Annotated in this window: 11 protein-coding genes and 1 pseudogene; 4 read left to right on the plus strand and 8 right to left on the minus strand. The window is 67.2% G+C overall.

The genetic code is table 11. The annotated features are described in order from the left end of the window. Positions 1 to 1,143: MurR/RpiR family transcriptional regulator (locus AB0J09_RS48700; protein ID WP_360707530.1), on the minus strand; the 1,143-nt coding region annotated here is incomplete at its 3' end. A 124-nt stretch (positions 1,144 to 1,267) separates the two neighbouring features. Between AB0J09_RS48700 and AB0J09_RS48705 the strand changes: the two genes are divergently transcribed. Continuing rightward, entirely contained in the window at positions 1,268 to 1,999 is a 732-nt protein-coding gene (locus tag AB0J09_RS48705; RefSeq protein WP_360707532.1) for an HAD family hydrolase, read from the plus strand. Between the two features lie 74 nt (positions 2,000 to 2,073). Here the strand turns inward: AB0J09_RS48705 and AB0J09_RS48710 are convergent, their stop codons facing one another. After that, on the minus strand, positions 2,074 to 2,559 hold the full coding sequence (locus AB0J09_RS48710; protein ID WP_360707534.1) for a GNAT family N-acetyltransferase: 486 nt from the start codon (positions 2,557 to 2,559) through the stop codon (positions 2,074 to 2,076). On the opposite strand from AB0J09_RS48710, the pseudogene AB0J09_RS48715 reads away from it, so the two are divergent. Next, positions 2,519 to 2,681: pseudogene (locus tag AB0J09_RS48715) on the plus strand (ABC transporter permease); the annotation flags it as partial. The gene AB0J09_RS48710 and the pseudogene AB0J09_RS48715 overlap by 41 nt on opposite strands. Before the next feature lie 94 nt (positions 2,682 to 2,775). After that, complete coding sequence (locus AB0J09_RS48720; RefSeq protein ID WP_360707536.1) at positions 2,776 to 3,150, plus strand: hypothetical protein; 375 nt, start codon at positions 2,776 to 2,778, stop codon at positions 3,148 to 3,150. A 39-nt stretch (positions 3,151 to 3,189) separates the two neighbouring features. Here AB0J09_RS48720 and AB0J09_RS48725 read toward each other — a convergent pair whose 3' ends face one another. Further along, a complete protein-coding gene (locus AB0J09_RS48725) occupies positions 3,190 to 4,299 on the minus strand; it encodes an aldo/keto reductase (RefSeq protein WP_360707539.1) in 1,110 nt (369 codons plus the stop codon). Between the two features lie 140 nt (positions 4,300 to 4,439). Here AB0J09_RS48725 and AB0J09_RS48730 point away from each other — a divergent pair, with 140 nt between their 5' ends. Beyond that, positions 4,440 to 5,045, plus strand: coding sequence for a TetR/AcrR family transcriptional regulator (locus AB0J09_RS48730; protein ID WP_360707541.1), 606 nt, complete (start codon positions 4,440 to 4,442; stop codon positions 5,043 to 5,045). A 51-nt stretch (positions 5,046 to 5,096) separates the two neighbouring features. On the opposite strand, the gene AB0J09_RS48735 is transcribed toward AB0J09_RS48730, so the two are convergent. The 5 genes from AB0J09_RS48735 to AB0J09_RS48755 all read right to left on the minus strand — a co-directional run. Further along, positions 5,097 to 5,894 carry an ABC-2 family transporter protein gene (locus AB0J09_RS48735; protein WP_360707544.1) on the minus strand — a complete coding sequence of 266 codons (798 nt, stop codon included), beginning with the start codon at positions 5,892 to 5,894 and terminating at the stop codon, positions 5,097 to 5,099. Next, complete coding sequence (locus AB0J09_RS48740; protein WP_360707545.1) at positions 5,887 to 6,642, minus strand: ABC-2 family transporter protein; 756 nt, start codon at positions 6,640 to 6,642, stop codon at positions 5,887 to 5,889. The genes AB0J09_RS48735 and AB0J09_RS48740 overlap by 8 nt, the downstream gene beginning before the upstream one ends. After that, positions 6,639 to 7,253, minus strand: coding sequence for an ATP-binding cassette domain-containing protein (locus AB0J09_RS48745; RefSeq protein WP_360707548.1), 615 nt, complete (start codon positions 7,251 to 7,253; stop codon positions 6,639 to 6,641). Before AB0J09_RS48745 ends, AB0J09_RS48740 begins: the two co-directional genes overlap by 4 nt. Next, positions 7,172 to 7,576, minus strand: coding sequence for an ATP-binding cassette domain-containing protein (locus AB0J09_RS48750; RefSeq protein ID WP_360707551.1), 405 nt, complete (start codon positions 7,574 to 7,576; stop codon positions 7,172 to 7,174). The genes AB0J09_RS48745 and AB0J09_RS48750 overlap by 82 nt, the downstream gene beginning before the upstream one ends. Positions 7,577 to 7,660: 84 nt before the next feature. Next, positions 7,661 to 8,011, minus strand: a 351-nt coding sequence (locus tag AB0J09_RS48755) for an FCD domain-containing protein (RefSeq protein WP_360707554.1), incomplete at its 5' end; no start/stop codon positions are given.

Here is an 8,011-nt window from a genome sequence, read left to right on the forward strand (position 1 = left end):
GGCGGCCAGGAGCCCGAACGAGTCCGACACGAGCACGTACTGCTGTCCCGTCGACGCGTCGCGCCGCAAGCGGGCGTCGGTCGGCAGCCGCCACGATCCCTCCGGATCCTCGATGCCGCTGTCCGCATCCGGCCGCCACCACCACAGGACGGCCGACTCCTCCGACCAATCCCGATCGGGGTCAAGCACCAGGATGCGTCGGCTCGCCTGATCCGTGACGGCGACCGGTGTCGTCGCGGCGGCGCCACTCGCCACGGTCCGGCTGGTCTCATGAGGTCGGGCCCGGTGATCCCTGGTCTGGGTCTGATAGGGGGTGGTCGCCTGTCCGGCGAGATCCAGCAGCCGCGTCGCCTCGCTCGCGCGGCGCTGGGAGACGCGAACGTAGAGGGCGTCGGTCACGAAGAGCTGAGCGTGCCGGCCTGCGGTGCCCCGGTAGCGCGCGGTCGCGCTGCGGGCTGTCGTCACCAAGGTCAGATCGGCCTCGGTGACCAGCGGCGCGTAGGCGCTGCTGGTGATCCCCGCAGTGAACGCCCCCCGCTCCCGTGCCACCGACAGCAGGTCGAGGGCGTGCTGCGCCGTGCCCGAGTGGCTGATCGCGATCGCCACATCACCGGCACCGAGGGTCACGGCGTAGGCGGCCGCGGTCGTCACGTCGGGCGAGGTGAGCGTGACGATTCCGATGCCGATGAGCTGGTCGGCGAGGTAACGCGCGATCTGCGCGCTACCCCCGAAGGCAAAGATCTGCACCTGCCGGGCCTCGTCGACAGCGGTGGCGAGCCGGCCCAGCGCCTCGGTGTCCAGCAGCGTCGCAGTGCGGCGAATGGCGTTGATGCTCGATGCGGCGATCAGGTTGACGGTGTCGCGAGCACTTGCGGAGGGCTCGATCTCCCCCGTGGGATCGGCGTCCAGGTCCGCCGCCGCCTGCCCGAGCTCACTGGCGAGTGCCAGCCGGAGCGCCGTGTACCCGTCGAGGCCGATCGCGCGGCAGAAACGGTTGACAGTGCCCACCGAGGTGCCCGCCGTCTGAGCAAGCTCGACGATCCCGATGCTGGCCGTGAACTCGGGGTTGCCCAAGACCACGTCGGCGACTCGGATGAGGGTTGCGGAGAACGTAGGTCGTGCCGCTGCGATCCTCTCGAGCACTGTCGGCACCTGCGCCGTATGCGTCATGCTGCCCGATGCTCCCACGCCCCCACGCGTGTCGTCAATTTTTTCAATTTGCGATAGGTTTCTGGCACTTATTTCAAACAGATCGGACCTTTAGCCCATGAATCCCAACCGCCTCACGCCGCCGGCCGACGACTACGTGGCCCTCCTTGTCGACGTCGGTGGGGTGCTCCTACTTCCCAACGCCGCGCTCCTGACGCCGGTCATCGCCCGCCATGGCGGCGTCGATACACCGGAGGGGTTCATCCGAGCGCACTATGCGGCCCACAACGCGGCATTTCCCGCCCGTGGGAAGCCCCGCGGCGACTACTACGAACTCCTCCCCCGCTACGCAGGCGTGCCCGAGGACCAGTGGCGTTCTTGTGCCGAGGACTACCTCGCGATCTCCCGCACGCGCAACATGTGGCATGCGCCGGATTCGGAGTCGAAACGGACGCTCGGGGAGATCACGGCCGCCGGGGTGCGCGTCGCCATCGTGTCGCAGGCCGACGGCAGGATCGCGCAGATGCTGCTCGACGCGCAGATGTGCCAGGAGGGCGACGGACCTGGCGTATGTGTGGACGCCATACTCGACAGCACGATCGTGGGCTTCGACAAACCAGACCCGCGGTTCTTCCGCGCCGCTCTGGATCGCCTCCACGTGGATGCCTCCCACGCCGTCCACGTCGGGGATACCGTGCCGGCCGATGTCCGCGGCGCGCAGGCCGCCGGCATCCTGGCGGTCCACTACGACCCCTACGACGACTGCGACGACCCAGGCGACCACGAGCACATCCGCCGACTGCAGGAGGTGCGCGCGTTCCTCACACCACAGCCGCAGGCGCGCAAATAGATCGAGCAGAGGTCCCGGTAGTAGTGGCGCAGGATCCAACGGATATGCCTCTCACCTGCGCTTATGCATAGGCCTCAGTGCTGATAGGCCAGACCTGAGCTGGCCTGCGCGGCGTGGTAGGGGATAGCGAAAGGACAGCCGAGGTCGGAGGGCCGGAGCGCGCCGATCCAGGTATCCCTCAACGAGTTGTTGATGGTCTGTGCCGCACGCAAGACCCCCTCCATGAACAAAGCCGACCTTCTTCGCCACCGCTCAGGAGGCCGTATTCCCTGCTTCCGCTCGCCACTCCAGGCACTGCACCCCAGTTCGGTGAAAGACCAGGTGGCCAAGGCGAGTACCGCCTCGGCGGCGTAGCCGCGGCCCCTGTGCTCTGCCACAGTCCAGTACCCGACCGCCCACGTGTCATGGTGACGGTGCACATTGACCGACGCGACCAGTTCTCCGTCGTCCCGGGTCTCCACCGCGAAGTGGTACATCGTGTCCTCACGCCAGCCACCCCACCACCGAAGAGGTGCCGGTATGAACACCGCGACGTACGCCGTCCGCGATTCGGCGACCATGCTGCGCCGCAACTTGAAGCGCATGGCCCGGTACCCGTCGATGACGCTGATGCTGGTCGGGCAGCCGCTGCTGTTCGTCTATGTTCGGCGGCGCCATGGGCGCCGGTCTGCCGGGAGCCTCAGCGGGGGCTCGGGGTTGACGAGCGGATCGTCCAGGTCGAACGCGACGGCTGGATCCCGCTGGCCGCGCACTCATCCGAGCGAGTCCCGGTGTGGATGGCACGCAAGCGGGAGCAGATCGCCGACCCGCAGCTCATCGACTTCTATCTCACCCTGGGCCAGGCTCTCGACTGGACCGCCGACGACCCGAGGCTGGTCGAGCCGGCAGACAAGATGGCCGCCTACATCACGCAGATGGCCGACGAGCAGGGCGAGGACTACGTCGACGATGCCGACATCGAGCCACCGTTCGCCAAGCTGCTGGACACACTGGCGTTCGACACCGCGCCGCCGGCCCGTCGACTGATCGAGCTGCTGGAGAAGCGGGGCTGGACCGGCTGGACCAGGCTCGAGCGCGTGGACCCGACATGGGGTGCGGCCTCGACACGGCAGGAGGACACCGCGGTGCAGCGTTCCCGGCGTCAGCGGTGACGGCGGGGAGGGGTCGTGCGCCGGTACGGCTCGAGCGTGTCAAGCCCTGCTTCCGGACACCCAGTTCTGCACGGCCGGGGCGTAGCCGGCCGGCTTGTCTCCGACCTTGACGCCAGGACTGACCAGCCAGCTCTGATAGTTCGGCGTGAACATGTTGTAGACCGACTGGGGCGGCAGGGAACTCGTCTCGTCGAGCTTCGCACGCAGCTCGGCCGGCAGCTCGAAGTCGAGGGCGGCCAGATTGGCGTCAAGCTGTGCCGTACTGCTCGCGCCGATGATCGCCGAGGCGATCCCGGGCTGGGTGGCGACCCAATTGAGGGCGACCTGAGCCATCGTCATATCGAGCTTGTCGGCGACGCTCTCGAGTGTCGCCAGAAGCTGCCATTCCCGGTCCGTCCACGAGCGTCCGGGCGAGCCTCCGCCACTGAGCCGGCCTTCCCCGGCCAAGCCCTGGTCGGCATGCCGGTACTTCCCGGTGAGGAAGCCGCCGCCGAGCGGACTCCATGCGGTGATACCGAGTCCCAGGCTCTGCCCCATGGCGATGTGCTCCAGCTCGATCGTCCGGTCGACGAGGGAGTAGGGCAGTTGCAGGCTGACCACCGGTACGAGGGAGTGAGCCTCGGCAAAGGTCTGGGCCCGCGCCGCGTACCAACTGGGCACGTCGGACAGGCCTGCGTACCGGATCTTCCCGGCTCTGGTGAGGTCGTCGAAGGTCCGCATGACCTCCTCGACAGGAGTGATCCGGTCCCAGGTGTGCAGCAGGAACAGGTCGATGTAGTCGGTGCGCAGGCGGCGCAGTGACGCCTCGACCGCTCTGATCATGTGCTTGCGGCCGTTGCCCCCCGCGTTCGGATCCCCGGGGTCGACGCTGTTGGTGAACTTGGTGGTGAGCACCACTCTGTCGCGCACCTTGGCTTCTGCGATGAGATTGCCAAGGATGGTCTCGCTCTCACCTGCGGTGTAGAAATCGGCGGTGTCGATGAAGTTTCCGCCTGCTTCGAGGTAGCGACGGAAAACGGGACGTGCTTCATCCTCGGACTTGCCGTATGCGGCATGGAAACCGCCGGTGCCGAAGTTCATCGTGCCCAGTGCCAGCCGGCTGACGCGCAGCCCGGAACGTCCGAGCAAATAGTAGTGGTCCAGAGACATGAGGAAATCACTCCGTTCATAAGCGGCTTTTCGGAGGCCGCCCAGTCAGCTTGCGGACCAAAAAATGGACTGTCAAGTCCAAAAAATGCCAGGATGACCGCGCTAATATGGACCAGGTAGTCCAACCTGGAGGGGTGGCCATGCGCACGCTGACCCGCAAGGGAGCCGCGACGCGGCAGCGCATCCTCGAGGGCGCGGCCGCGCGCATCCGCGAGCACGGCGTGGCCGCCACGACCCTCGACGATGTGCTGGCCGAGACGGCGACGAGCAAGAGCCAGCTGTTCCACTACTTCCCAGGCGGGCGGGAGGAGCTGCTGCTGGCGGTGGCCCGCTTCGAGGCCGACCGCGTGCTGGAGGACCAGCGGCCCCAGCTCGGCGAGCTCACCTCCTGGCCCTCTTGGCAGGCGTGGCGCGACAAGGTCGTCGACCGTTACCGGCGGCAGGGCCGCCTGTGCCCGCTCAACTCCGTCACCTCGCAGCTGGGCAGCGGCACACCCGGTGCCCAGGCCGTGGTCACCGAGTTGATGCACCGCTGGCAGGCCGAGATCGCCACCGGCGTGCGGCACATGCAGGACGCCGGCGAAATCGACCCTGGCCTGGACCCCGACCGGGCGGCGGCGGCCCTGCTCGCCGGCATCCAGGGCGGCGTCCTGATCCAGATGTCCACCGGCCGGACCACCCACCTGGAGGCCGCCCTGGACATGGGCATCGCCCACCTCCGTGCCAGCCGGCTCCCGGCGCCCTGACCAAGGGGTTCGGAGCGGGCGCTGCGCCTCATCCCCTGAGGGTTGCCGAGTTCAGTGGCCGACGCTCTGGTAGTGGTCGAGTTGGCGTCGCCAGATGAGGTAGGCCAGCGCGATCAGGACCATACCCAGGAGCGGGGCGGCCAGTGCCCAGGCGTTGTCGAGCTTGCCCAGCAGAATGCTCGAGGGTACGTAGGCCACGAAGGCGACGGGAAGCACGAAGGTGAGCAGCCACTCGACTACGCCGCCGAAGATCTTCATCGGGTAGGAGCCGAACTTGCTGAAGACGTCGTCCACGAAGACGCGCAGGGCGAAGGTGTCGACCATGCGCAGCGACAGTGAGCAGAGTGCGAGGAAGAAGGCGGCCTCGATGAGCGCGCCGCCGACGACCGCCACGAAGCAGAAGGCGATCAGCCAGGCGTTCCACTGAACCTGAGCGTTCTGGCCGGCGACGGCGAGCAGCGCCACGCCCACGAGCAGGTCGCCGAACTGGGCGATGCCCATTCTGTTGCCCATGAGCTGGACGAGGGGGTTGAGGGGGCGCAGCAGGAAGCGGTCGAACTCCCCGTCGCGTACCACCCATTGGATGTCGTTCACGCTCATCATGGGGATCATCGCCAGGGCGTGCGCGGTCAGGCGCAGGCCGTACAGGAAGGCGATCTCCGCAAGTCCCCAGCCCGCCAGCGAGGGGAACGTGTGCATCACCACCCAGATGAAGGCGAACCCGGTGCCCTGCCAGATCGCGCCGCTGAGGATGCCGATCACGGTGTTCAGGCGGTACTGCATGGCGCCGCGGGCGGAGGCGCGTTGGAGCAGGAAGTACAGACGCAGGGAACGGAGGATCTCAGCCACCCTGGATCACCACCCTTCGATGGGCCCGGGACCACGTCAACGTGAGTAAGCCCGACAGCCCCGCGATCCAGGCGAGCTCGACCAGGACAGGACCTGAAATATCGGAGATGTGTCCGACGTAGATCGCCGCGGGCACGTACCCCATGTACTTGAAGGGCAGCATCTCGGCCAGCACGCCCAGGAAGCCGGGGAAGAAGGCGAGCGGCACCATCGTCCCGGCGAAGAACTGGCTGACCAGCCGGTAGAGCAGCGAGATGGCCCCGATCTCCATCGTCCAGAAGCCGACCAGGCTGATCAGCAACGCCAGTTGTACGGCGATGACGTAGCCGAGCACCAAAGTGATCACATAGCCCGCGCCGTTGACCGGCACGGTGATCGAGCCGACCAGCAGGACCACCGGGATCACCGGGGCGAGCAGCAGCAGCCCGCCCAAGGTGTTGCCGACCTGGAAGGCGGCCATCTGCCTCAGGTAGCCGACCGGCCGGGCCAGGTCGAAGAAGACCATGCCGGTACGGATGCGCTGGTGGATGATGCGGGAGACGAGGGTGTGGGTGGCGAAGGCCTGCAGGTTGGCCAAGGTGAGGTAGGACAGCAGGGCCTCCAGGGAGAGCCCGGCGGCTGAGGGGCGCGAGCCGTACACCGAGCTCCAGATCATGCGCAGCAGGAACACCTGGGCGACCAGCGTCACGCAGGTCATGATGATGTTGCTGCGGTAGGCCAGGGCGAGGCGGAAGCCGATGCGCGTCATCGGGTGTAGATCCCTTTGATCACGCTCTCCAGGCTGGGTTCCTCGATCGACATGTCGCGGATGGTGTGTTCGGCGGCGATCGAGGCGATCATGCCCGGCAGATCATCGTCGATATCGAACACGTAGCGGCCCTCGGCGTCCCGCGACACCCCACGCACCTCCTCCGGCGCGGACTCCAGCAGGACCACCAGCCGCCGCGGCTGGTCGACCAGCGCGTCGATGGCGCCGTCGAAGAGAACCTTGCCGTGGTCGATGAGAATGATCCGCTTGCACAGGGCTTCGACGTCGGCCAGATCGTGCGTTGTCAGGATGACGGTGGTGCGCCCGACGCGGTTGGTCTCGACGATGAAGTCGCGTACGGCCTCCTTGGCCAGTACGTCCAGTCCGACGGTCGGCTCATCGAGGTAGAGGAGCGGCGGTTCGTACAACACGGCCGCGGCGAGGTCGCCTCGCATCCGCTGCCCCAGGCTGAGCTGGCGTACCGGTGTGTCGAGGAACCCGTCGAGCCCGAGCAGGTCGCGCAGCTTCTTCAGCGACGTCTCGAAGCGCGGAGCGGGACGTCGTAGAGGGAGCCCACTAATCGTAAGGACTCGATCAGCGGCAGGTCCCACCACAGTTGGCTGCGCTGGCCGAAGACCACGCCGACGTTGCGCGCGTTGGCCGAGCGGTTGCGCCAGGGCACCAGGCCGCTGACCTCCACGGTGCCACTCGTCGGAGTGAGAATGCCGGTGAGGATCTTGATGGTGGTGGACTTGCCGGCGCCGTTCGGCCCGAGGTAGCCGATGACCTCGCCCTCGTCGATCTCGAAGCTGACATCGTCGACGGCGGTCTTCTCCTCGTACTGGCGAGTGACCAGCGTGCGTAACGCTCCGAAAGTGCCCGAGAAGGTGCGTGGCCGGCGGAAGACCTTGGTTAACCCCTCGACCCGGATCATGCCGAAATCTTTTCTGCGGGACACGCACACTGCAACTTGTTTTCATGGCCGCCGCGCTGGGACGCGATCGTCCTCTGGCGGGATTCAGGGCTGGTCAGTGAGCATGGCGTGAGTGGCCTCATCGACGATCTCGCGCATGGCCTGTTCGGCGGTCGCCGCCTGTCTCGCCTGCACCGCCTGGGCCACCTCGGCGTGCCAGCGGATCGCCTCCGGGTTCGGATGCGTCGGCATCAGGTGGTGATGCGTACGGCCGCGCAGCACCTCGGCCACCACGTCACCAAGCGCGGCCATCATCTCGTTACCCGTGGCCTCCAGCAAGGTGCGGTGGAAGGCGATGTCGGCGGCGAGGTAGGCCTCCAGGTCGCCGGACCTGCCGTGCACGGCCATCTCCATGACGGCGCCGACCAGCTCGCCGCACTGCTCGGGCGTCGCGTG

The sequence above is a fragment of the Nonomuraea sp. NPDC049784 genome (assembly GCF_040659615.1).
Taxonomy (GTDB): Bacteria; Actinomycetota; Actinomycetes; order Streptosporangiales; family Streptosporangiaceae; genus Nonomuraea.

Coding starts and splice junctions, on each gene's coding strand:
- AB0J09_RS48730 (WP_360707541.1), top strand. CDS start 4,440: ATGCGCACGCTGACCCGCAAGGGAGCCGCGACGCGGCAGCGCATCCTC.
- AB0J09_RS48725 (WP_360707539.1), bottom strand. CDS start 4,299: ATGTCTCTGGACCACTACTATTTGCTCGGACGTTCCGGGCTGCGCGTC.
- AB0J09_RS48710 (WP_360707534.1), bottom strand. CDS start 2,559: ATGGTCGCCGAATCGCGGACGGCGTACGTCGCGGTGTTCATACCGGCA.
- AB0J09_RS48705 (WP_360707532.1), top strand. CDS start 1,268: ATGAATCCCAACCGCCTCACGCCGCCGGCCGACGACTACGTGGCCCTC.
- AB0J09_RS48740 (WP_360707545.1), bottom strand. CDS start 6,642: ATGACGCGCATCGGCTTCCGCCTCGCCCTGGCCTACCGCAGCAACATC.
- AB0J09_RS48750 (WP_360707551.1), bottom strand. CDS start 7,576: ATGATCCGGGTCGAGGGGTTAACCAAGGTCTTCCGCCGGCCACGCACC.
- AB0J09_RS48720 (WP_360707536.1), top strand. CDS start 2,776: ATGGCACGCAAGCGGGAGCAGATCGCCGACCCGCAGCTCATCGACTTC.